22 protein-coding genes are annotated in these 23,462 nt (G+C 67.1%); 16 read left to right on the top strand and 6 right to left on the bottom strand.

What is annotated here, in order from left to right:
- The first annotated feature begins 136 nt into the window (after positions 1–136).
- From HV793_RS15495 to HV793_RS15475, 5 genes are read left to right on the top strand one after another with little or no spacing between them, the layout of a single operon-like run.
- Entirely contained in the window at positions 137–1,318 is a 1,182-nt protein-coding gene (locus HV793_RS15495; protein ID WP_119449647.1) for an acyl-CoA dehydrogenase family protein, read from the top strand.
- Positions 1,315–1,998, top strand: a complete 684-nt coding sequence (locus HV793_RS15490; RefSeq protein WP_054453914.1) for a TetR/AcrR family transcriptional regulator — start codon at positions 1,315–1,317, stop codon at positions 1,996–1,998. Before HV793_RS15495 ends, HV793_RS15490 begins: the two co-directional genes overlap by 4 nt.
- Positions 1,991–3,046, top strand: a complete 1,056-nt coding sequence (locus tag HV793_RS15485; protein WP_425321804.1) for a hypothetical protein — start codon at positions 1,991–1,993, stop codon at positions 3,044–3,046. Before HV793_RS15490 ends, HV793_RS15485 begins: the two co-directional genes overlap by 8 nt.
- A gap of 24 nt (positions 3,047–3,070) precedes the next feature.
- Positions 3,071–4,213, top strand: coding sequence for a CaiB/BaiF CoA transferase family protein (locus HV793_RS15480; protein ID WP_175213462.1), 1,143 nt, complete (start codon positions 3,071–3,073; stop codon positions 4,211–4,213).
- Between the two features lie 40 nt (positions 4,214–4,253).
- Positions 4,254–5,219, top strand: a complete 966-nt coding sequence (locus HV793_RS15475) for a Bug family tripartite tricarboxylate transporter substrate binding protein (protein WP_054453920.1) — start codon at positions 4,254–4,256, stop codon at positions 5,217–5,219.
- A 34-nt stretch (positions 5,220–5,253) separates the two neighbouring features.
- Here HV793_RS15475 and HV793_RS15470 read toward each other — a convergent pair whose 3' ends face one another.
- Entirely contained in the window at positions 5,254–6,135 is an 882-nt protein-coding gene (locus HV793_RS15470) for a hypothetical protein (protein WP_119449651.1), read from the bottom strand.
- Between the two features lie 463 nt (positions 6,136–6,598).
- Entirely contained in the window at positions 6,599–7,579 is a 981-nt protein-coding gene (locus HV793_RS15465) for a Bug family tripartite tricarboxylate transporter substrate binding protein (RefSeq protein ID WP_175163865.1), read from the bottom strand.
- A 560-nt stretch (positions 7,580–8,139) separates the two neighbouring features.
- Between HV793_RS15465 and HV793_RS15460 the strand changes: the two genes are divergently transcribed.
- From HV793_RS15460 to HV793_RS15415, 10 genes are all read left to right on the top strand, one after another.
- Complete coding sequence (locus HV793_RS15460; RefSeq protein WP_054453925.1) at positions 8,140–11,055, top strand: monovalent cation/H+ antiporter subunit A; 2,916 nt, start codon at positions 8,140–8,142, stop codon at positions 11,053–11,055.
- Complete coding sequence (locus HV793_RS15455) at positions 11,055–11,399, top strand: Na+/H+ antiporter subunit C (RefSeq protein ID WP_054453926.1); 345 nt, start codon at positions 11,055–11,057, stop codon at positions 11,397–11,399. Before HV793_RS15460 ends, HV793_RS15455 begins: the two co-directional genes overlap by 1 nt.
- Positions 11,396–13,027: a monovalent cation/H+ antiporter subunit D gene (locus tag HV793_RS15450; protein ID WP_054453928.1), complete on the top strand. Its 1,632-nt coding sequence runs from the start codon at positions 11,396–11,398 to the stop codon at positions 13,025–13,027. Before HV793_RS15455 ends, HV793_RS15450 begins: the two co-directional genes overlap by 4 nt.
- Positions 13,027–13,509 carry a Na+/H+ antiporter subunit E gene (locus HV793_RS15445; RefSeq protein ID WP_054453929.1) on the top strand — a complete coding sequence of 161 codons (483 nt, stop codon included), beginning with the start codon at positions 13,027–13,029 and terminating at the stop codon, positions 13,507–13,509. The genes HV793_RS15450 and HV793_RS15445 overlap by 1 nt, the downstream gene beginning before the upstream one ends.
- Positions 13,506–13,787, top strand: coding sequence for a K+/H+ antiporter subunit F (locus tag HV793_RS15440; protein WP_013394078.1), 282 nt, complete (start codon positions 13,506–13,508; stop codon positions 13,785–13,787). The genes HV793_RS15445 and HV793_RS15440 overlap by 4 nt, the downstream gene beginning before the upstream one ends.
- Complete coding sequence (mnhG, locus tag HV793_RS15435) at positions 13,784–14,125, top strand: monovalent cation/H(+) antiporter subunit G (protein ID WP_054453932.1); 342 nt, start codon at positions 13,784–13,786, stop codon at positions 14,123–14,125. Before HV793_RS15440 ends, mnhG begins: the two co-directional genes overlap by 4 nt.
- A 130-nt stretch (positions 14,126–14,255) precedes the next feature.
- On the top strand, positions 14,256–14,738 hold the full coding sequence (locus HV793_RS15430) for a hypothetical protein (protein WP_225590252.1): 483 nt from the start codon (positions 14,256–14,258) through the stop codon (positions 14,736–14,738).
- 110 nt (positions 14,739–14,848) lie between these two features.
- Complete coding sequence (locus HV793_RS15425; RefSeq protein WP_059380070.1) at positions 14,849–15,697, top strand: HAD family hydrolase; 849 nt, start codon at positions 14,849–14,851, stop codon at positions 15,695–15,697.
- 10 nt (positions 15,698–15,707) lie between these two features.
- Entirely contained in the window at positions 15,708–16,199 is a 492-nt protein-coding gene (tadA, locus tag HV793_RS15420; RefSeq protein ID WP_054453937.1) for a tRNA adenosine(34) deaminase TadA, read from the top strand.
- Positions 16,196–17,233, top strand: coding sequence for an LD-carboxypeptidase (locus tag HV793_RS15415; RefSeq protein ID WP_175213461.1), 1,038 nt, complete (start codon positions 16,196–16,198; stop codon positions 17,231–17,233). The genes tadA and HV793_RS15415 overlap by 4 nt, the downstream gene beginning before the upstream one ends.
- A gap of 36 nt (positions 17,234–17,269) precedes the next feature.
- Here the strand turns inward: HV793_RS15415 and HV793_RS15410 are convergent, their stop codons facing one another.
- The 3 genes from HV793_RS15410 to HV793_RS15400 are packed head-to-tail and all read right to left on the bottom strand — an operon-like array spanning position 17,270 to position 20,786.
- Entirely contained in the window at positions 17,270–18,838 is a 1,569-nt protein-coding gene (locus tag HV793_RS15410; protein WP_175181025.1) for a M48 family metalloprotease, read from the bottom strand.
- Positions 18,839–18,845: 7 nt separating this feature from the next.
- Positions 18,846–19,202 (bottom strand): hypothetical protein, encoded by a 357-nt coding sequence (locus HV793_RS15405; protein WP_054453943.1) that lies wholly within the window; start codon positions 19,200–19,202, stop codon positions 18,846–18,848.
- Positions 19,203–19,208: 6 nt separating this feature from the next.
- The gene (locus HV793_RS15400; RefSeq protein WP_054453945.1) at positions 19,209–20,786 is read right to left on the bottom strand and encodes a CHASE2 domain-containing protein; all 1,578 of its coding nucleotides are present in this window, start codon (positions 20,784–20,786) and stop codon (positions 19,209–19,211) included.
- Between the two features lie 235 nt (positions 20,787–21,021).
- On the opposite strand from HV793_RS15400, the gene HV793_RS15395 reads away from it, so the two are divergent.
- Positions 21,022–22,626: an ABC-F family ATPase gene (locus tag HV793_RS15395; protein WP_119449656.1), complete on the top strand. Its 1,605-nt coding sequence runs from the start codon at positions 21,022–21,024 to the stop codon at positions 22,624–22,626.
- A gap of 51 nt (positions 22,627–22,677) precedes the next feature.
- Here HV793_RS15395 and HV793_RS15390 read toward each other — a convergent pair whose 3' ends face one another.
- Positions 22,678–23,454: an SDR family NAD(P)-dependent oxidoreductase gene (locus tag HV793_RS15390; protein WP_119449657.1), complete on the bottom strand. Its 777-nt coding sequence runs from the start codon at positions 23,452–23,454 to the stop codon at positions 22,678–22,680.
- Positions 23,455–23,462 lie beyond the last annotated feature (8 nt).

The following is a 23,462-nucleotide window of genomic DNA, read 5'->3' as shown; positions in this document are numbered from 1 at the left end:
CCGCGAGCGGATTTGAGTGCGCCCGCGGGGCAACTCATTGAGTCGCGGGTTTTCCCCAGGTATCGAAGAAAAATACCAAGTAGTATGTTCTCATCCAGCCAATTAAATACTCGTTAGTATGTTGCTGGAGACAACGATGTCCGTGATCTGGAATCCCCCGCTCGACCCGCAGGCAAGCGCCTGGCGCGACAAGGCCGCCGACCTGACCGCGCGGGCGTTCGCGCCGGCGGCCGCCGCCATAGACCGGGAACAACGCTATCCCGTGGAGCACCTGGCGCCGTTGCGGGAAAGCGGGATCTCGGGACTCTTCATTCCGGCCGAGTACGGTGGCGCGGGCGCATCGCTGACCTCGCTGGTGGCTGTGGTGGAAACCGTGGCCCAGGGCTGCGCCTCCACGGCCGCCATCCTGGCGGCGCTGTCGCTGGGCGCGTTTCCGGTCATCCTGGGAGGTACCGCCGAACAGAAGATGGTGCTGCTGGGCGGCCTGGCGCGCGACGGCCACGCGGTCAACTTCGCCCTGAGCGAGCGCGGCGCCGGTTCGGATGCGGCGGCCCTGTTGACCACGGCCGTGCCCGAGGGCGACGGGTGGCGCATCCGGGGCGAAAAATGCTGGCTGGGCAACGGCGGGCATTCGCGCCATTTCATCGTGTTCGCCCGCACGGGCGAGCCGGGCGCGCGCAACAACATCAGCGCATTCGTGGTCGACCGCGACGCAAGCGGCGTGGTGGTGGACCACTACGAAGACAAGATGGGCATACGCGGCACCACCACCACGAACCTGAAACTGGACACCTGGGTCGGCGCTGAAAGCGTGGTCGGGACGCTGGGAGAAGGGCTGAAGCTCGCCTTGGCGACTTTGAGCATCGGCCGCGTGGTGGTGGCGGCCCAGGCCAACGGTATCGCCTTGTGCAGCTATGCCGAGGCGCGAGACTTCGCGGTGCAGCGCCAGACCTTCGGGCGCAGCATCATCGACCACCAGGGCGTGGGCTTCAAGCTGGCCGACGCCGCCACCGCGCTGTCGTCCTCGCGGATGATGACCTACGAAGCCGCGCGCGCCTACGACGCCGGGCAGGACATCGGCACGCTGGGCGCGATGGCCAAGCTGCTGGCCAGCGAAACCTCGCACAGCGTGGTGGACGACGCGATGCAGATTCTCGCCGGACGCGGCTATGTGAAGCCCAGCGCGGTGGAACGCTGCTACCGGGACCAGCGCATCACCGAAATCTACGAAGGCACCTCCGAAATCCAGCGCGTGGTCCTGGCCCGCGCCATCAAGAAAAGCGCAGGCGCTGCGGCGCAGCGCGGGGAGTTCGCATGAAAGCCAAGACTGCCATTCCTTATGACGAGATGCCCCTGCGGCAAGTGGAGCTGCTGGACGCGGCCGCGCATGCCTTCACCGAAATGGGATTCGCGGCGACCACGATCGATTCGGTCGCCGACCTGATAGGCGTCACGAAAGGGAGCGTCTATTACTACTACCGCAGCAAGACCGACCTGTTCTTCGCCGTGCACCGGCGCGCCATGCAGTTGAACCTGGACACGGTGACGCCGCTGGCGGAGGACGCGGGCGCGTCGCCGCCTCAGCGGCTCTGGAACATGGCCCACGCCCACACGCATCTGATGATGGCGCACCTGCCGTACCAGCGCGTCACCGTGCAGGGCGTCGAACTGCACCTGGCCGGACGCACCACGGCGAACCAGCGTGCCGAGCTGGAAGAACTGGTGCGGCAGCGCGACCGCTACGAGTCGCTGTTCCGCAGCGTGGTCGAGGCGGGCATGGCGACCGGAGACTTCCGGCGCGGTCCGCCGGCCTTGCAGGTCAAGCCGCTATTGGGCGCCTTGAACTGGACCACCATGTGGTATCGCCCCAGGGCCGGCGAATCCGAAGCGGATCGCGAAGCCATCGCGCGCGACATCGCGGATTTCGCTGTCGCGTCCATGCAATCCCTGCTGCCCGGTTCCGTGGCGGTCCCCACTGGAGTGAATGGCCATGCATGACATGCAATCCGAGGAACGCGGCTGGCGCGCGGTTTCCGAGTGGTATCACGCATTCTTCACCGGCATCGTCCTGTCGGCCGTGACGCGCCGCGGCACGGCGCGCGCGGCCGAACTGGTCTACGAGATCTTCTGCCGCCAGCGCAACGAGCGCTTCCTGCCGGGCCTGAAGAAGCTGGGCATCGCGCATCTGCCGCCCGCGGTGGCGGCGGCGCAGTACCACTACCTCTCCAACCATATCGGCGGCGTGGCGGTGCAGTACATGTACGAGTCCGACCGCAAGGCCTGGATACGCTATTCCGCGCCGCGCTGGATCTGGTCGGGCACCGCGCTGTGCGCGATACCGTCGGAGGTGTCGCGCGCCATGCTGGCGGGCTGGCATGCGCAGAACGGCGTGTCGCTCAACAATCCACGGCTGGGTTTCGTATGCACCAAGCAGGCTGTCGACGGCCAGTCTGGGCTGGAGGGCTACTACTACGAGTACGACCGCGACCTGCAGCCGCATGAACGCCTGCGCTTCAGCCGCAATGAGGACGCGCCCGATTTCGACGCCGCTGCCGCACCGACGCTGCCCACCGTGGATTGGCCCGCGACGCGCCTGGCCAAGGCCAGCCGCAACTACGCCATGGAGTACGTGCGCAGCGCCTTGCCCGTAGCGGTGAACCTGTGGGGGCCGGAGGACGCGGCCGCGCTGCTGCACCTGACTGGAAGAATGATAGGCATGCAGTTCTATCACGAGACGGCGCGGGCGCTGGGCGTGGGGCAGGATAGTTCCGCGCTGCAGTTCGGGCGCTTCATGGTGGCGCTGGCGCAAGCACAGGGCGACACGTGCGAGTTGAGCGAAACGGCGGAAGGCGTGCGCGTGACGCAACACGGCTGGAACCTGATGGACGCTGTGGCCGATGCGCACCCCTGCGTGGCGCAAGCCTGGAACGGCCTGCTGGAAGGCGCGCTGGATGCGCACAATCACCGGCTTGCGCTGCGCATGAACACGCAGGCGGGCGCGCAGGACAGGGAATTCAGCTGGCTGATCGCCGGCGCTTCGGCCTGAGCCTGAAATCGAAGGAGACAGACTATGCATAGCAGCGATCCCGGCGGCGCGCTCTCCGGCCTGCGCGTCATCGACGCGTCACGCGTCCTGGCAGGGCCATTCTGCGGCCAGATGCTGGGCGACCATGGCGCCGACGTAATCAAGATCGAATCGCCGGAAGGCGATGAATGCCGCGGTTTCGGTCCCCCGTTCGTGGACGGCAGTTCGGCCTATTTCCGCGCCGTGAACCGCAACAAGCGCAGCATGGTGCTGGACCTGAACAGCGAAGCCGGCCGCGAGACGTTCTGGCAATTGCTGGAAACGGCCGACGTGCTGATCGAGAACTTCAAGGCCAGCACGCTGCGCGCTTGGGGCGTGGCCGAACCGTCCGCCATCACCGAGCGCTTTCCGCGACTGGTCCATTGCCGCATCACGGGCTTCGGCGACGATGGCCCGCTGGGCGAATTGCCCGGCTACGACGCCGCGGTGCAATCCATGGCCGGCCTGCTCAGCATCAACGGCGAGGAGGGTGGCGAACCCTTGCGGCTGGGCGTGCCGGTGGTTGACCTCACCACCGGCATGAACGCCGCGATCGCCGTGCTGCTGGCCCTGCAGGCCCGGCACCGCACGGGGCGCGGCCAGATGGCGGACGTGTGCCTCTACGATTCCGCCGTGTCGGTGGCGCATCCGTTCCTGGCCAATTACCTGGCGTCGGGCAATACGCCGCGCCCCAGCGGCAACGGGCATCCCAACATCGTGCCCTACAACGTCTACCAGACCCGGACCTGCCCCTTGTTCATCGCGGTCGCCAACGATCGCCTCTTCACCAAGCTGTGCACGCAACTGGGCATTGCCGACATGGCGCAGGACGAACGCTACAAGTCCAACGGGCAAAGAGTGGTCAACCGCGAAGCCGTGGATGCGGCGCTGGCCCAGGCGTTCGCGCAGGTCGATGGCGAGGCGTTCGGCAAGCAGTTGCTGGCGCAGAACGTGCCGGCCGCGCCGATCCTGGACATGGCATCGGTGGCCGCAGCCGCCCATACCGAGCATCGCCAGATGGTGGTCCGGCGCGACGACTACCACGGCCCGGGCATACCGATAAAACTGTCCGGCACGCCGGCGGCCATACGCCGGGGCCCGCCGCGCTTGGGCGAAATGAATGCCGCAACACCGCCGTCAGAGCGGTAAGGCGAACCAGGCAGTACCCATAAAACCAGGAGACTAGACCATGAAAACGATTCGATTCGCGCTGTTGGCATGCGCGCTGCTGAACCTGTCCGCGCAAGGCGCGGCGCAGGCCGAGACCTATCCGGGCGACAAGCCCATCAAGATCGTCGCGGCTTTTTCGCCAGGAAGCGCTACCGATACCAGCGCCCGCATCATCGCGGAAGAACTGCGTAAGGACCTGAACGCCAACGTGATCGTCGAGAACAAGCCCGGCGCCCAAGGCCTGATAGGCACCGAGTATGCGGTGCGTTCGCCGGGCGACGGCTACACGCTGACGATCTCCAGCAGTTCGCTGAACTCCATCAATCCGGGGCTGTTCAAGAAGCTTCCCTACGATGCGCAGAAGGACTTCAGCCACGTGTCGCGCCTGACCACCATGCCCATGCTGCTGCTGGTGCGCGCGGACGGTCCGTACAAGGACTTGGCCACGTTCGTGAAGAAGGCGGCCTCGGGTTCCTTGAACTACGGCTACGGCTCGCCGGGCGGGCAGGTCGGCGCGGCGGCGTTCAACCGCATTGCCGGCGTGCGCGCGGAAGGCGTGCCGTACAAGAGCCAGCCTCCGGCGCTGACGGACCTGGCAGGCGGGCAGGTCGATTACGTGATGGCGGACCTGTCGGTCGCCACGCCGCTGCTGCGCGGCGGCAAGCTGCGGGCGCTTGCCATCAGCACCGAGCGCCGCTTGCCGGACCTGCCGGATGTGCCAACCTTTGCCGAAACGGAATATAAGGACTTCGACCTGGTGGTATGGGTAGGCCTGGCCGGTCCCGCCGGCATCCCCCAGCCTATCCTGGAGCGCTTGAACAAGGCGGTGAACGACGCGCTGGCGCGTCCCGAGGTGCAGCAGAAGTTCGCCGCCCTGGGCATGACGGCCGCGCCGAACACGCAGGCGCAACAGCAGGCTTTCGTGGAGGCGCAACTGGGCACCTGGGGCCGCCGCATGCAGGAAGCGAACATCAAGCCGGAGTAGGCGGCTTTGCGCCCCGGCTGCGCCGGGGCTGCGGTTATGCGTAGGCGGCGCTGTCCTGGCCGTCCCAGTGCCCGCTGACCAATTGCTCGGGCCGGCTCTGCGCCACCACCCGCGCGCAGGCGGCCCAGGCGTCCAGGCGGACGCTCAGGCCGGCGTAGATGCCGTGGCCCGCGCCGGCCTCGATCACGCCTTCGGCCTGCACGCCTTCGCCTGCCCGGATCGCGCCTTCGGCGCGGATGTCCTCGCCGGCGATCAGGCCCCAGCCGGAAGCGAGGTGCTCGCCGCACTGGATGGAGCCCCCGGCCTGGATGCCGCAGGCGGCGTCGATTTCCTTTTCGGCGCGCACGTCGCCGCCGGCCTTGATGCCCTGGCCGCATTTGATGGCGCCTTGCGTCTGGATGTCCTGCCCGGCATGCAGGTGGCCGGTCACGGCCAGGTCCTGGCCGGCGCAGATGTCCCACTTGGCGCGCACATTGCCGCCGCAGTCCAGGCGTGTGGCGGTTTCGATGCCCCAATCGGCGCTGATGTCACCGCCTGCGCGCAGGTTGCCGCCGCTGGCGATGTTGGCGTTGGCGGTGATGTTCTCGCCCGCCTGGATGGTTTCGCCGGCGCGGATGCCGCCGCCCGTGACGATGCTGCGCCCGGCGCGCACCACGCTGTCCACATTGATGCCCATGCGCACTTCCAGCGTGCCGGCGAACACGATGGCATTGGCGTCGACCGAATCCAGCCGCAGCACCGCGTCGGTGGGGCCGAACTGGTCCAGCAGCCAGCAGGCGTCGCTGACGCGGCCGTCAGCGACCAAGGCGTCAAGCACGGCCTGGTAGTCTCCCTGGCCGTTGTGGTCGCGGATGAACCATTTGTAGCCGCCCGCGCAGGGGTTCTTGGCTTTGACGAAGTTCTTGGTGAGTTGCATGGCGCTTGAATAGGTCGGTGCGTGGCCTGGCCGCAAGCCTGCGTTGGCGTTGCGGATCGAGGGACGAGACGCGGATCCCGGCCACGCGGCAGGGCGTCCGCCGGCCGGCAGCAAGGCTGCCGGATGCGCGAATGTGCGCAGGCAGCCGGCGGCGGGCCGGTGCAGGAATCAGAAAGGGGAAAAGCGGGCGATTAGCCGGGCTTGGAGCGCGCGTAGGCGGAGCGCGCGGCGACTTCCTGCGAGCTCAACAGGGTCGAGCGCAGGGCGCAAAGCGCGCAGGCGGCGCAGGGAGGGGGAGAAAGATGGGATCGCACGGTCGCACATGCTACCACCGGGGCGATTGCAGTCAAGCGCAGCCCTTGGAACGTTGGGGGCGCAAGGCGGGCGCGAAAAAAAACCGGCCTGGGAAACAGGCCGGCCTTGGGGCGGCGCCGGACCGGGCCGGCGCGCTGTCCGCTGACGATCAGTTGGTCGACTGGATGTTGCGTTCCTTGGCGATGCGTTGGCGCAGTTCCAGCTCGCGCTTGATCTGGGCGGCGTATTCGGCGGGCGTGTTGCCGTCCACCAGCGAGCCGCCGTCGGCCAGGCGCTGCACGATCTTCGGATCCTTGAGCGCCTTGACGGTGGCGTCATGGATGCGGTCGACCACCGCCTGCGGGGTGCCGGCGGGCGCTACCAGGCCGTACCAGGCCATGTTGTCCATTTCCGGCAGGCCGCCTTCGGAGAAGGTCGGCACGTCCGGCAGCGCGGGCAGGCGCTTGGGCGCGGCCACGGCCAGGGCGCGCAGCTTGCCGGCCTGGATGTGGGGCATGGACGAGGGCAGGTTGTCGAACTGGGCGTTGACCTGGCCGGCGATCACGTCATTGAGGGCCGGACCCGAACCGCGGTACGGCACGTGCACCATGTCGGTCTTGGTCAGCGACTTGAAGAGCTCGCCGTCCAGGTGGCCGATGCCGCCCGCGCCCGAGGACGCGTAGGCGTACTTGCCGGGGTTGGCCTTCAGCAGGGCAATGAACTCGGCCAGGGTCTTGGCCGGCACGGCAGGGTTCACCGTCAGCACGTTGGGAACGTTCACCATATTGGTGATGGGGACGAAGTCCTTCAACGGGTTGTACGGGTTCTTGGGGTTGGTGGCCGGGTTGGTGGCCATGGTGCTGACGGTGGCCACGCCCAGGGTGTAGCCGTCGGGCGTGGACCGCGCCACGGCATCGGCGCCGATCGAGCCGCCGCCGCCGCCTCGGTTCTCGACCACCACGGCCTGGCCGAGCTCGCGGGTCAGGCCTTCGGCGACGATGCGCGCGACGATGTCGGTGGTGCCGCCCGCGGCGAACGGGACGATCAGGCGGATGGGTTTGTTGGGGTAGGGGTCGGCTGCCTGCGCGGCGGTGGTGAGGCAGAGGCCGGCGATGGCGGCGGCCAGGACGGCCTTGGCTTGGGACAGCATGGTCAAGAGTCTTCTCCAGATTATTTGAATTTCCGACCCGGCCGGCTTCTTGGGCCGGCGTCGGTGAAGCCTGCCGCGCCCGGATGCTGGCGCGGTGGATGCTTCGTGGGCGCCATTCCACACAGTAAATATCCGTCGGTCAACCCGGATAGACCCTGGCTTGTCCAGGGTTATTTTTTTACGGCGCCGTTGCCCGGAGAAGACGGCAATAGACGAAAAAATCCAATGCTGACAAAGACATGAACAGCTTCCGGAATATTTCAATTGCGCAAGGATTGCGCATCGATCTTGCTGTCATCCGCATCGTAAACACATAAATCTCTGCATAACTTACAAGAATCTGATATTTTTCGTATGAGATTCTTGGCCGGTCTTGCAAGAAAGCTATTGCGTTTGTTTCTGTCTGCGCCGTTCAATGGCGTTGGTTGATGCCCCCCGCGGGGCAACGTGTAGTGCAGCGACGCACCGGGCCAGGGTTCCGTCCGTTTTTCAATCCCCGGTCTGTTCGTCTTTCGCTGCCTTGCGCTGGCGGGAGGGGGCCCGGACACTCTCGGAACGCCATGTCGCTGATCCTGATCCTCGCTCTGCCGTTTGCCGGCAGCCTGTGCGCCGCGCTTCTGCCATCCAACGCCCGCAATGCCGAGGCCTGGCTGGCGGGCCTCATCGCACTGGTCTGTGTGGTGCTGGTCATCAGCCTCTATCCCGAGGTCGCCAACGGCGGCGTGGTCCGCTTCGACATGCCCTGGGCGCCCGCCCTGGGCCTGCAGTTCACCCTGCGCATGGACGGCTACGCCTGGCTGTTCGCGCTGATCGTCTCCGGCATGGGGGCGCTGGTGGTGCTGTATGCGCGCTACTACATGTCGCCGGAAGATCCGGTGCCGCGCTTTTTCTCCTTCTTCCAGGCCTTCATGGCCGCCATGTTGGGCGTGGTGCTGTCGGGCAACCTGATCCAGCTGGTCATGTTCTGGGAAATGACCAGCCTGGCGTCCTTCATGCTGATCGCCTACTGGCATCACCGCCTGGACGCCCGCCGCGGCGCGCGCATGGCGCTGACGGTCACGGGCGGCGGCGGGCTGTGCCTCTTGGCCGGCGTCCTCATCCTGGGCCATATCGTCGGCAGCTATGACCTGGACCGCGTGCTGGCCGCGGGCGATCTGGTGCGGGCCGACCCCTGGTATCCGGCCGTCCTGATCCTGGTGGCGCTGGGCGCGCTGACCAAGAGCGCGCAGTTCCCGTTCCATTTCTGGCTGCCCAACGCCATGGCGGCGCCCACGCCGGTATCCGCCTACCTGCATTCGGCCACCATGGTGAAGGCCGGGGTGTTCCTGCTGGCGCGCTTCTGGCCGGTGCTGTCGGGCACCGACGAATGGTTCTGGATCATCGGCGGGGCGGGGCTGATCACGCTGGTGCTGGGCGCTTACGCCGCCATCTTCCAGCAGGACATGAAAGGGGTGCTGGCGTACTCCACCATCAGCCACCTGGGGCTGATCACGCTGCTGCTGGGCCTGAACAGCACGCTGGCGCTGGTGGCCGCCATCTTCCACATGATCAACCACGCCACTTTCAAGGCCTCGCTGTTCATGGCGGCGGGCATCGTGGACCACGAGACCGGCACGCGCGACCTGAGCCGATTGTCCGGCCTGTACAAGGCCATGCCGATCACCGCCACGCTGGCCATGGTGGCGGCTGCGTCGATGGCGGGGGTGCCGCTGCTCAACGGCTTCCTGTCCAAGGAAATGTTCTTCGCCGAGACCACCTTCGTCAGCGGCGACCGCATCACCGAGATCGGCCTGCCCCTGGTGGCCACCATTGCGGGCGCGTTCAGCGTGGCCTATTCGCTGCGCTTCATCCTGCAGGTGTTCTTCGGCCCCCCGGCCACCGACCTGCCGCGCGCCCCGCACGAGCCGCCGCGCTGGATGCTGTTCCCCAGCGCGCTGCTGGTGGCGATCTGCCTGCTGGTGGGCGTGGTGCCGGGCCTGACGGTCGGCCCGTTCCTGGCGACCGCGGCCCAGAGCATCCTGGGTCAGGACATGCCGGAGTACAGCCTGGCCGTCTGGCACGGCTTGAACCTGCCTTTGGTCATGAGCCTGGTTGCGACCACGGCCGGCATTCTGCTTTATCTCGCCCTGCGCGCCCATCAGCGCGCCAATCCGGGCCGGGTGCCGTTCATCTACCGCCTGGACGGCCGCCGCAGCTTCGAGGCGCTGCTGGACGGCTCCAGCGTGGCCGCGGCCTGGCTGCTGCGCTGGCTGGCGTCCTCGCGCCTGCAGGTGCAGATGCTGCTGATCGTGCTGGGTACGCTGTTCGTGGCCTGGCTGCCGCTGCGCGCGGGCGGCTGGCTGGATGGCTCGGGCCGCATGACGCCGATCGATCCGGCCTTCGCGCTGCTGTGGCTGGTGGGCGCGGGCTGCGCGCTGGCCGCCGCCTTCCAGGCCAAGTACCACCGCCTGGCGTCGCTGGCGCTGGCGGGCGGCGCCGGCCTGATCACCTGCCTGACCTTCGTCTGGTTCTCGGCGCCCGACCTGGCGCTGACCCAGCTGTCGGTCGAGGTCGTGACCCTGGTGCTGTTGCTGCTGGGCCTGCGCTGGCTGCCGCGGCGCATTGCACAGGATGAAGACGAAAGCCTGAAGGCCACGCTGCGGGCTCGCGGGCGGCGTCTGCGCGACCTGTTGCTGGCAGGCGCCGCGGGCACCGGCATGGCCGCACTGGCCTATGCGGTGCTGGTGCGGCCGCAAGGCGACACCATCTCCTCGTATTTCGTCGACCGCGCGCTGCCCGATGGCGGCGGCACCAATGTGGTGAACGTGATCCTCGTGGACTTCCGCGGTTTCGATACCTTCGGCGAAATCACGGTGCTGGGCATCGTGGCGCTGACCGTCTACGCGCTGCTGCGCCGCTTCCGTCCGGCCGCCGAAAGCGCGGACCTGCCGCGCCAGCAGATCGACCAGGACGGCGGCGTGCCGGCCGCGCCGGACATCAAGTCGCTGGTGCCCACGGGTTCGATGATGGTGCCGACCGTGCTGGTGCGCCTCTTGCTGCCCACCGCCGCGCTGATTTCCGTGTACTTCCTGCTGCGCGGCCACAACGAGCCGGGCGGCGGTTTCGTGGGCGGATTGATCTTCGCCACCGCCGTCATCCTGCAATACATGGTCGGCGGCGTGTACTGGGTGGAGTCTCGCAGCCGCCTCAACCCGCAGAACTGGATCGGCATCGGCCTGTTGTTCGCCGGCACCGCGGCGGTGAGCGCGTGGCTCGCCTACAAGCCTTTCCTGGCGGCGCTGGCCTGGGATGTCGCGCTGCCGCTGATCGGCCACGTGCATCTGTCCAGCGTGCTGCTGTTCGACCTGGGCGTCTACATGCTGGTCGTGGGATCCACCGTGCTGGTGCTGGTGGCGCTGGCCCACCAATCGCTGCGCGCGCAACGCAAGGCTGCCGTCGAAATCCAGGCGGCGGCCGCACAAACAGGGGAAGCCTGATGGAATTGATATACGCCATCGCTATTGGTGTCTTGGCGGGCTCGGGCGTCTGGCTGCTGCTGCGGCCGCGGACCTTCCAGTTCATCATGGGCCTGTCGCTGGTTTCCTACGCGGTGAACCTGTTCATCTTCGGCATGGGCCGGCTGACCTCGGGCCGTCCGCCCGTGGTCGATCCGGCAATGGCCCATGATCCTTCCTGGTATGCGGATCCGCTGCCGCAGGCGCTGGTGCTCACGGCCATCGTGATCGGCTTTGCCACCACCGCGCTGTTCCTGGTTGTGCTGCTGGCCTCGCGTGGCCTCACGGGTACCGACCACGTTGATGGACGGGAGTCCCAATCTTGAATTTTTGGCTGCAACACCTGCCCGTATTGCCCATCGTCACGCCGCTGGCGGCTGGCGCGGCGATGCTCCTGCTGGCGGACACCCGCCGCTACACCCGTGGCGCCATTGCGCTGGTTTCGACGCTGGGCCAACTGGCCGCCGCCATCGCGCTGCTGGTGGTGGCGGGCGGCGGCGTGCCTGGCGTCTGGCCGGACGGGGTGGGGGTCTATCTGGTGGGCGACTGGCCCGCGCCCTTCGGCATCGTGCTGGTGGTCGACCGCCTGGCTGCGGTGATGCTGGCCCTGACCGCGGTGCTGGGGCTGGCGACGCTGGTCTATGCGCTGGCGCGCTGGGACCGCGCCGGAGTGCATTTCCATTCGCTGTTCCAGTTCCTGCTGATGGGCCTGAACGGCGCCTTCCTCACGGGCGACCTGTTCAATCTCTTCGTATTCTTCGAGGTGCTGCTGGCGGCGTCCTATGGCCTGTTGCTGCACGGCTCGGGCGTGGCGCGCGTGAGCGCCGGCCTGCAGTACATTGCGGTCAACCTGGTGGCCTCGTTCCTGCTGCTGATCAGCATCGCGCTGATCTACGGCGTCACCGGCACGCTGAACATGGCGGACCTGGCGGTGCGCGCCGGCAACCTGGCGGGCGCGGACCGCATGCTGTTCGAGGCGGGCGCGGCCATCCTGGGCGTGGCCTTCCTGGTCAAGGCGGGCGCCTGGCCGCTGAACTTCTGGCTGGTCAAGGGCTACGGCTCGGCTGGCGCCCCCGTCGCGGCCATGTTTTCCATCATGACCAAGGTCGGCATCTACGCGCTGCTGCGCATCGGTTCCTTGCTGCTGCCCACCGGCGCGCCGGCGGCCTTCAGCCTGGATTGGATGTTCGCGGCGGGGTTGGCCACGCTGCTGTTCGGCGGCCTGGGCCTCCTGGCGACCCAGCAACTGGAAAAGATGGTGGGTTACTGCGTGATCGTGTCGGCCGGCACGCTGTTGACCGCACTGGGCATGCCCGGCGTGACGCTGACGGGGCCGGCGCTGTTCTACCTGCTCAGCTCCGTGCTGACCACGGGCGCGTTCTTCCTGCTGGCTGAGTTGATCGAGCGCACCCGCAGCTTCGGCGCCAACGTGCTGGCGGTCACCCTGGACGCATTCGACCTGGACGACCCGGCCTCGGTCAACCGTTCCGACGACGTGGTGGGCGTGGCCATTCCCGCCGCCATGGCCTTCCTGGGCCTGGCCTTCATTTCCTGCGCCTTGCTGGTAACCGGCCTGCCGCCGCTGTCGGGCTTCGTCGCCAAGCTGTCGCTGCTGTCGGCGGCGGTGTCGGCCGCCAACGAATCGGTCGTGCCCATGGACGCCTGGATACTGGTGGCCGCGGTGTTGCTGTCGGGGCTGGCGGGCCTTATCGGCCTGGGCCGCACCGGCATCCGCGTGTTCTGGGCCAGCGATGACCGCAGCACGCCGCGCCTGCGCTTGATCGAAGCCGGGCCGGTGGCCGTGCTGTTGCTGCTGTGCGTGGGCCTGGCGGCCGGCGCCGGCCCCGTGTCGGCCTATCTGGACGACGCGGCACGGTCGCTGGACCAGCCCAAGTCCTATATCGACGCCGTCATGTCCGCGCAGACCGTGCGCGGCCTCAAGGGAGGAAGCTGATGCGCCGCCTCTACTTCCTGTTCCTGCCCGTCTACCTGTTCGTCCTGTGGCTGGTGCTCAACCAGAGCGCGTCCGCGGGCCAGATCGCGCTGGGCATCGCGCTGGCGCTCTGGTTCACCTGGGCGGCGTCGCGCCTGCGGCCGCTGAGGGCCAAGCCGCGCCGCCTGTGGAAGGCGGTGCCGCTGTTCCTGCACGTGACCGCGGACATCATCAAATCCAATATCGCCGTGGCGCGGCTGATCCTGAATCCGCGCCGCAATGACTTTTCGCCCGGGTTCATCATGATCCCGCTGACCATGCGCGACCCGCACGGCCTGGCGATGCTGGCTTGCATCGTCACATACACGCCGGGCACCGTCTGGGTGGACCTGACCGACGACCACAGCCTGAAGCTGCACGTGCTGGACCTGCAGAACGAAGGCGACTGGATCAAGCTGGTGCAGGAACGCTACGAGCGCCCGCTGATGGAGATTTTCGAATGAACAACATACTTTATTGGGCGGCGTCCTTCGCCTTGCTCTGCTTCGCGCTGGGCATGGTCTTCGCCGCCATCCGGCTGCTGCGCGGTCCCACCGCGCAGGACCGCGTGCTGGCCCTGGACACGCTCTACATCAACGGCATGCTGACCATGCTGGTGTTCGGCATCCGCTCCGGCACTTCCGTGTATTTCGACATTGCGCTGCTGATCGCCTTGTTCGGCTTTGTCGGTTCCACCGCCATGGCGCGCTTCCTGCTGCGCGGCGAGGTGATCGAGCCATGATCGACGCCCAGATCCCGCTGTGGGCCGCCATACCCGCGAGCATCCTGCTGGTGCTCGGCGGCCTGCTTGCGCTGACCGGTTCGGCCGGCCTGCTGCGCTTCCGTACCTTTTATGCCCGCATCCATGCGCCCACCTTGGGCAACACCATGGGTTGCGGCTGCGTGCTCGCGGCGTCCATCCTGGTGTTTTCGGCACTGTCCTCGCGGCCTGTGTTTCATGAAGTCATCATCACGCTGCTGCTGATCGTGTCTTCGCCCGTGACCGCCATGCTGCTCATGCGTGCGGCAACCTACCGTAATCGCCTGAGCAAGACCGACGCCGAGCGCGACGCAAGTTAAGGGGAAAGGCAGGGTTTGTTGCGTCGCGTCAATTGAAACGTAGTCTTACGATTTCACGTCGCTGGACATGTAGCCGAAGCGTCATCGTGGGATAGTGGGTAACGGTTCAATCAACTTCAAGGAGCTGACCATGACTACACGACCCATGCATACCAAACGCCTCGCGGCGACGCTTTGTGCCGCTGGCCTGATGTTGGCCGCGGGAGCGGTCCACGCGGCTGATGCGACCGGCCGCGGCTCAGCTCAGTCCCAGTACCAGCAGGACGTGGCGGCATGCAAGAGCGGCGCCACCGGCCAGGACCAGGCCGCCTGCATGCGCGAAGCCGGCGCGGCGCGCCAGGAAAGCGGCCGCAACAACCTCAAGGACGGCAATAACGACCAACTGCAGCAGAACATGCTGGACCGCTGCAACCGCCTGCCGGCCGCCTCGCGCCAGGACTGCGTCACGCAGATGACCTCGCCGACCAATGTGCGCGGCAGCGTGCAGGGCGGGGGCGTGCTGCGTGAAACCGTGATCCAGGTGCCGGCCGACACCGTGCCGCCCGCGGCCGGCGCGCCGGGCATGGCGCCCGCGCCGGCGGCAGCGCCCATGACCGCGCCGGTGCGCCAGTAAGCGACAGTCGGGGCCGGGGCGGCAGGGCCGCCCGCCTTGGGCCTCCAGGGGCGCAGCCGCCGCCACATTCAGGCAAAATGGCGGCTGTCGCCCCTTTTTCACGCATATACATGTCCGACGTCATCGCCCTGATATTCGACTTCGACGACACGCTGGCCTCGGACAGCACGTCCGGCTTCCTGGAAAGCATGGGCGTGGACACGGCATCCTTCTGGAAGGATGAGGTCGATCCCTTGCTCTCGCAGCAGGATTGGGATCCCGTGCCCGCCTATCTGTACCAGATGATCCAGCTGTCGCAATCGGGCAAGCACGGCCTCATCACGCAGCAGCGCCTGAAGGACTGGGGCGCCCGGCTGGAATTGCACGACGGCGTGCCCACGCTGTTCCAGCGGCTGCGCGCCGCCGTGCGGGCCGAACAGCCGCAGGTGCAGTTGGAGTTCTACCTGATTTCCAGCGGCATCGGCGACGTGGTCAGGTCTACGCCCATCGCGCATGAGTTCACCGAGATCTGGGCGTCCGAATTCATCTACGGCGCGGACGGCGGCATCGCGTTTCCGCGACGCATCGTCAGCTTTACCGACAAGACCCGCTACCTGTTCCACATCCAGAAGGGCATCATCGGCCGCGACTTCCGCAACAAGCCTTTCGAGGTCAACCGCAAGGTGCCCGAGGACCGCTTGCGCGTGCCGTTCGACCAGATGGTGTTCGTCGGCGACGGCTACACCGACATCCCGTGCTTTTCGCTGATCCGCCGCGCCGGCGGCTTCGCCTTCGGTGTCTGGGACCCCAAGCATCGCGACAAGCGCAGCCGGGCCTGGGGCTTCATCGAAGAGGGCCGGGTATCGAACCTGAACCAGGCCCGCTACGACGAGCACGCCGAGCTCTACCAATGGCTGGAAGAGGCCGTGACCAGCCTGGCCGGCCGCATCGCGCTGAAGTCCCGGGTGTACCGTGGTTGAAGCAGTCCCGATGGCGGCGGTCCCGGCCTGGACCGCGCAGGATGCCAGCTTCATGGAACTGGCGCTGGAACAGGCGCAAGCAGCCTACGACATCGGCGAGGTGCCGGTAGGCGCGCTGGTGGTGTCGGCCCAGGGCGACATCCTGGGGCGCGGCTACAACCGCACCATCATCGACCACGACCCCACCGCCCACGCCGAGATCGTCGCCTTGCGCGGCGCCGCGCGCGCGCTGGAAAATTACCGGCTGCCGGGCATCACCGTATACGTCACGCTGGAGCCCTGCGTCATGTGCATCGGCGCCATGCTGCATGCGCGGCTCGCGCGCGTCGTGTTCGGCGCCTACGATCCCAAGACCGGCGCCTGCGGCAGCGTGCTGGACGTGGGCTCGGTCCCCAAACTCAATCATCACACCTCAGTCACCGGCGGCGTGCTGGCGGAACCTTGCGGCGAGCTGCTGCGCCGGTTCTTCCGCGAGCGCCGCAGCAAGGAATCCGCAGCATGAGCAAATCCCAAGGCGCCAAGGCGCGCGGCGCGAAAGCCGCCGCCGCCCACGACCATGACCACAACCACGATCATGGCCACGCAGGCCACGAATGTGATGAAGACTGCGGGCATGACCACACCCACGCCCACGTGCTGCCCGACGCCCACGGCATCTACCTGATCTCGCCGTCGTCTGCCGTGCGCGATCCGGCCGCCGTCGAACTGGCGCGCGAACGGCTGCAGCAACAGGGCTTCAAGACCGCCGTGGACCGCACTGCGTACGCGCAGCACCAGCGCTTTGCCGGCACCGACGCGCAGCGCCTGGCCAGCCTGACGCGCGCCGCCAAGCAGAAGCTGCCCATCGTCATGGTGACGCGCGGCGGTTACGGCATGGGCCGGCTGCTGCCTGCCATCGACTGGAAGGCCATGGCCGACAGCGGCAAGCGATTCGTGGGCATGAGCGACTTCACTGCCTTCAACCTGGGCCTGCTGGCACAGACCGGCGCGGTCAGCTATACCGGCGCCTCGGCCGTCTATGACTTCGGCGGCAAGAAGGTCGATGACCTGACCGAAGCGCTGTTCGGCGAGATCATGCGCGGCGAACTGGAAATCCTCAGCTTCGAAACCCAGGACGCCGATGCGGTGGACTGCCGCGGCATCCTGTGGGGCGGCAACCTGGCCATGCTGACGTCCTTGCTGGGCACGCCCTACATGCCCAAGGTGCGGGGCGGCATCCTGTTCCTGGAAGACGTGGCCGAGCATCCCTACCGCATCGAACGCATGCTGATCCAGCTGGCGCAGGCCGGCATCCTGGGCAAGCAGAAGGCCATCGTGCTGGGCCGCTTCTCGGACTACAAGCTGGCGCCGCACGACAACGGCTACGACCTGCACGAAGTCGTGGCCTGGCTGCGCAAGACGGTCAAGGTGCCGGTGGTGACGGGGCTGCCGTACGGCCATGTCGCCACCAAGGCGACGCTGCCGATCGGGCAGAAGGTAGGCCTGGCCACCGAGAAAGGCATGGCGCACCTAGTGCTGGACGAACACACGCACTAAAAAAGGAAAGGGGCGCCGAGCGCCCCTTTCTCATTGCTACTTGAATAGCCTGTCGACCAGCGATTGCGCCTTCTGCTCGCTGCGTCGCTTGGCCTCGGCCTGCTCGGCGGGCGACTGTGCCGCCTTGCTGCACTCCCCGGCATAGCTCGCGAAGCGCGACGCGCATTCCTGCGCCAGCTTGCGCGCCTGATCCCAGCCCTGGGTCTGACCATAGAAGCGGATGGCTTCGGGCCATGCCAGCGCCGAACCACGGAAGTACTCGAAGCCCTGGCCCATGATCTTGGAGGCCGGCCCGGACTGGCCCGCGCCCAGCAGATTATTGGCGCGCAGCACGTACACCTGCCACGCGCGGTCGGGCTCGGACGCGAGGTTGCGGTCCAGCAAGGCGGACCCGCGCGCGCCGGACTCCGCCTGCGCCATGCTCAAGGTCAGCAAGGGCAGGGCGTGCGCGGCGCTGGGCCCCGAAGCGGCCTGGGCCGCGAGCTTGCGGGCGCGCGGATAGTCCTGAGCTTGCAGCGCCTGCTGCGCCTCGGCTGCGGTCTTGTAGTTTTTCAGCAGCGCGGCCGTGCGGCGTTGCGCGCGGGCCTTGTTCCAGGGCGCGGTCGCCGCCGCAGGTCGCGGCTTGCCCGCCATCAGGGGCATGACCTGTTCGGTCAGCGCGGCCAGGCGCGCGCCGGTGTCGGGATGGCTGACGGTCAGCTTGTTCCAGATGTCTTCCAGGCCGGTGCGCAAACCTTCGCTGGCGCCGGCCACGCCGGAATTCAACGAGGCCTGCATTTCGGTCAGGGGTGCGATGCTGTTGCCCTTGGCCGCCTCCCGCTTGCGGGTGTTGTCGGCCGCCGCCTGTTTGATCTGCTCGAGCATGCGCTGGCGCGCTTCGGCCTGTACCTGGGCGTTCTCGGCTTCCCAGGTGGCCTGGCGTTCCAGGAACGCCTTGAAGCCTTGCGTATACGAGTAGCCCAGTTCCAGGCTGACAGTGGCGCCGAAACGGTCGGCGTTTTCTTCCTGCTGCCGGCCCCAGGCCGGCACCAGCATGTTCTTGCCCAGCGTATACGAGGCGATCACGCTGTCCACGGGGCTCCAACCGGTGGCGCTGCCGGCCTTGCGGGCCAGCGCCACGCCCACGGCCGCCAACGATGCGACCTGGTCGCCCGCGGCATTGACCGATTCCATCTGGTGGTAGTCGAGGTAGACGTGGCCGAACTCATGGGACAGGATGGCGACGATCTCGTCCTCGGATTCCGCCGAGGCCAGCCAGCCCATGGACAGGTAGATGTTGCCCGCGCCGGTGCTGTAGGCTTCCAGCGCCGATGATGAGGTCACGTGAACCGCGCCAGGCCAGCCCGGCACGCCCGCGGCGTTCTTGATCCGGGCAAGCAGGCCGTTCAGATAGGTTTCCATCTCCGGCATGGCGACCAGGCCCATGCCCTGGGCGCGCTGGTTGCGCGCGTCCAGGTTGGCGTCGGGCCATTGCCGGTCGGCGGGAGGCGGAGGCAATTGGCCGGCCGTGACCGAAAAACCCTTGCCTCCGGGAAGCGTGGAGCAGGCGCTCAGCAGCAGCGCGCCGGATACGGCGGCCATGCGCAGGATGTGGGCGGATCGCATGGGCGGCTCAGCGGCAGACGTTCTCGCCCGCGCCTGCGGTCGAGCCGGTGGGCGGCGGCACGCCCTTGATCACAGGCCCGCATTGCGCGGCGGAGCCTCGCGCGATGCGCACGTGCATGCTGTCCACCCAATAGTCCTTGCCGTCGACCTTGACGTGGTAGAACTCATTGGCCTCTTCGAGCACGGGCCAGGGCATGCCCTGGCCATCGGACTTGGCCGCGGGCGCGCCGCCGTCCGACTTGGCATACAGCGGCACGGGCTTGATGTTCAGGCCGACGATGGCGTCCGCCGCCGAGGCGCTCGCGCCAGCCAGCGCAAGAGCGGCCGCGGCCAGCGCGGTAATCAGGGAGGAGGGCTTGGGCATGCGTTTCTACTCCTGTTGTGGGCGGGTAGCGGATGGCTCCCGCGAGGGTGTCGTGGACGCCGGCGCGGAAGCGCGGTCCGGTTTGCCAAAAAGAAAGGCGGTGGCGCGATTGGTCCAGCCGAGCCAGTGGGCGGCCAGGGCCATGATTGCCAGGTCGACGATGGGCAGGGTGCCCACGTTCAGCCAGCGCTGCGCAAGCAGCACGATGTACAGCACGATGAGCGAGGACAGGACGATGGCGGCCGCCTTGCGCAGCAGCAGCAACGCCGCGACGCAGAGCTTGGACGTCAACCAGCGCGCCAGCCACAGGCGCGCGGCGCGGTCGCGCAGCAGGGCTGACAGGCGCCCGGCCTTGGCCTTCCAGCCGTCGCCGGCTTGCGCGGCCGGCGGCAGCGGCAGGGCGGGCGCATCGGCAAAAAGCCGCCATTCGGCGGGCGGGGCCAGCAGCCGGCCGCCCAAGCGCGTATTACCGCGCAGCCATTGCGCCAGCCAATGCAGGAAATGGGCCAGCATGACGACCGGGATGCCCAGCAGCCACAGAACATTGGGCGGCCAGATTTCCCATTCGAGGGCGCGCTTGTAGTCGTCCTGGTAGGTCAGCAGATTGTCCAGCGCCATGGCGTGCATGAACACGCCGGGGATGGCGTCATGCACGGGCGACAGCACGGTGTCGTTGAAGCCGCTGAGCGCGGCGCCGATCATGACGTAGCGCCCCGTGAGCATGTCGGCCAGGCGGGCGCCGTCGGCTTCTGGCGCGCGCAGTTCGGACAGGGTCAGCGCGCGCGTGTACGGGCAGATGGGCTGGGCGGCGTCCGGGTCGCCCAGCAGGCTGCGGACGTAGGACGGCAGCATTTCCATGTAGCCGCCGCGGGCCTGCCGGCATTCCATGCTGAAGCGGCGCTGGTCCAGGTTGTCGACGCCCCAGGTCAAGGCCATGGCTTCGTGCGTGCGCGTGATGGCCACCCCCGCCGCGTCCTGGGCGATGGCCAGCGCCGCGCTGCGCGCGTGCTCGCCCGACCAGAGGGGATAGCTCCATACCAGCCGGTCCACCTTGCTGGGGGTGTAGCGCACGTCGACCATGGTGAAGCATGGCTTCTCGCCCGCGGGCGCTTCCAGGCCCGAACGCAGGCTCAGGTTGCCCTGCGCATCGGGCAGCGCGGCCAGGAACACCGGGATGTTGGCGTCGCGCAGCTCGCACAGGGCGGCGGCCAGCTCGGGCAGGGTCGGATCGTCGCGCTCGCGCCCGAAGGTGATGTCCAGGAAGATGGCCTTGGGCTTGTGGATCAGGCCGATGTTGCGCAGCCAGCGCGCATGCGTCCTGTAAGGCACCGGCCAGGCGCCTTTCTGCTGGTCCAGGGAGTCGTCGTCGATCAGGACGACCGTGGTGTCGTTGCGGTGCGCGATGTCGTAGTGGCCGCCGACCAGCCGGGCCTGGAGCCGCGCCGCCGCATAGGTGAGCAGGTCGGAACTGGGGGTGAGCCGGGGCGTCGCCCACAACATCACGATCGCGACGATGGCCGCCACGATCAGCGACCGGCCATAGGAAAGCTCGACTTTCTCGGAGGAGTGGTTGGCGTCTGCCACGTAGCGGGGGAGGTGGGTTGCAACCGCCTGACCGGCCTGGCGGCCATAGGCGCTGAGTTGCCCGCAATAGTACCCCAATTAATACAAATGTTTACGTTGTGACATCAAATGCCATGCAGCATTTCCAGATGCTTCAGCAGGTAGCTTGCCCGGCCTGGATGCGATTCACGGATGCTTGGTACACTATCGGGTTTCTCCGCATGCGTCCCCGGACGCCCAAAGACTCAAACATACCGTGATCTCCACCGCCAATCTCACCATCCAGTTCGGTCCCAAACCCCTTTTCGAGAACGTCAGCGTCAAGTTCGGGGAAGGCAACCGCTACGGGCTGATCGGGGCCAATGGTTCCGGCAAGTCGACCTTCATGAAGATCATCGGCGGCGACCTGGAACCCTCGGCGGGCAACGTGTCGCTGGAGCCGGGCGTGCGCCTGGGCAAGCTGCGCCAGGATCAGTTCGCGTTTGAAGACCTGCGCGTGCTGGACGTCGTCATGATGGGCCACACCGAGATGTGGGCCGCCATGTCCGAGCGCGACGCCATCTACGCCAATCCGGAAGCGACCGAAGACGACTACATGCGCGCGGCCGACCTGGAAGCCAAGTTCGCCGAGTACGACGGCTACACCGCCGAAGCCCGCGCCGGCGAACTGCTGCTGGGCCTGGAAATCGCCGTCGACCAGCACAACCTGCCGATGCGCGAAGTGGCGCCGGGCTGGAAGCTGCGCGTGCTGCTGGCGCAGGCCCTGTTCTCGAATCCGGACGTGCTGCTGCTGGACGAACCGACCAACAACCTGGACATCAACACCATCCGTTGGCTGGAAAACGTGCTCAACAGCTACCAGAGCACGATGATCATCATCAGCCACGACCGCCACTTCCTGAACCAGGTGTGCACGCACATGGCCGACGTGGATTACGGCGAGATCCGCATTTATCCGGGCAACTACGACGACTACATGCTGGCCTCGACCCAGGCCCGCGAGCGCCTGGTGGCCAACAACGCCAAGGCCAAGGAACGCGTGGCCGAACTGCAGGACTTCGTGCGCCGCTTCGCCGCCAACAAGTCCAAGTCGCGCCAAGCCACCTCGCGCCTGAAGCAGATCGACCGCATCAAGGCCGACCAGGTCGTGGTCAAGCCCTCGTCGCGCCAGAACCCGTACATCCGCTTCGAGCAGAACAAGGTCATGCACCGCCTGGCGGTCACCGTCGAAAACCTGTCCAAGGCCTACGACGCGCCCGTCATCCGCAAGTTCTCGGCCATGGTCGACGCAGGCGAAAAGATCGCCATCATCGGCGCCAACGGCGTCGGCAAGACGACCCTGCTGCGCCTGCTGGCCACCGACCTGCAGCCCGATTCGGGCGAAGTGAAGTGGTCCGAAAACGCCGACTTGGGCTACATGGCCCAGGACGTGTCCGACCAGTTTCTGCAGACCGACATCAACCTGCTGGACTGGATGGGCGACCATCGCCAACCGGGCGACGACGACCAGTCGATCCGTTCGGTGCTGGGCCGCCTGCTGTTCTCGGCGGACGACCTGCCCAAGGCGCCCAAGGTGCTGTCCGGCGGCGAAAAGAACCGCATGACCTTCGGCCGCCTGATGCTGGGCCGGCACAACGTCATGCTGCTCGACGAGCCCACCAACCACCTGGACATGGAATCGATCGAATCGCTGCAGTTCGCGCTGGAAAAGTACGAAGGCACGCTGGTGTTCGTGTCGCACGACCGCGAGTTCGTGTCCGGCCTGGCCACGCGCGTGATCGAGATCCTGCCCACGGGCGAGATCGTCGACTACCGCGGCGGCTACGACGACTACCTGACCTCGCGCGGCATCGACGGCTGAGGCCGCCGCGGGCCGCCGCCAGAAGCATCTGGCCGCGGCCCTGGATTTTCCCTACATGCCTATGGTCATGCCGCCATTGGCATAGAGGTGCTGCCCCGTCATGTACGAGGCGGCATCCGACAGCAGGAAGCACACCGGCCACGCCACCTCCCCAGGCTGGCCGAAGCGGCCCAGCGGGATCTGCGACAGATAGGTGTCGCGGAACTTGTCCCCCCGTATGGTCTCCGTCATGGGCGTTTCCACCACGCCGAAGCCGATGGTGTTGACGCGTATCCCGTATTTGCCCCATTCGCGCGCCGCGCTCATGGTCAGGCCCAGCACGCCGGACTTGGCCGCGGCGTAGTTGATCTGGCCTATGGTGCCGCGGCGACCCGCGTCCGAGGTGATGTTGACGATGGAGCCGCCGGGCTTGCCAGTCTCGCGCGCCCCAGCCAGCATGTGGCGGCCGACGGCCTGCAGGAACTGGAAGGATCCGGTCAGGTGCACGTCGATCACCTTTTGCCAGGCTTCCTGGGTCATTTTTTCTATCATGGCGGTGCGGGTGATGCCCGCGTTGTTCACCAGGCCGTCCACCGCGCCGTAGCGCTGCGCCGCGCGCTCGACGGCCGCGGCCGCGAATGCCGGGTCCGACACGTCGCCGGCCAGGGTCAGCAACTGATCCTTGGGCGCCTCGCGCTCGAATGCGGCGAGAGCGTCGGCGTTCATGTCGACGGCGGTCACGCGCGCGCCTAATTGCATGGCCAGTTCGCTGATGGCGCGGCCTATGCCCTGGGCGGCGCCCGTCACGATGATGCTGCGCTGGTCTAGCAGAAAAGCTGTGCGGTTCATGGTTTTCC

The organism is Achromobacter aegrifaciens (genome assembly GCF_902859965.1).
Taxonomy (GTDB): domain Bacteria; phylum Pseudomonadota; class Gammaproteobacteria; order Burkholderiales; family Burkholderiaceae_B; genus Achromobacter; species Achromobacter aegrifaciens.
This window is presented reverse-complemented; position numbering and strand designations above follow the sequence as displayed.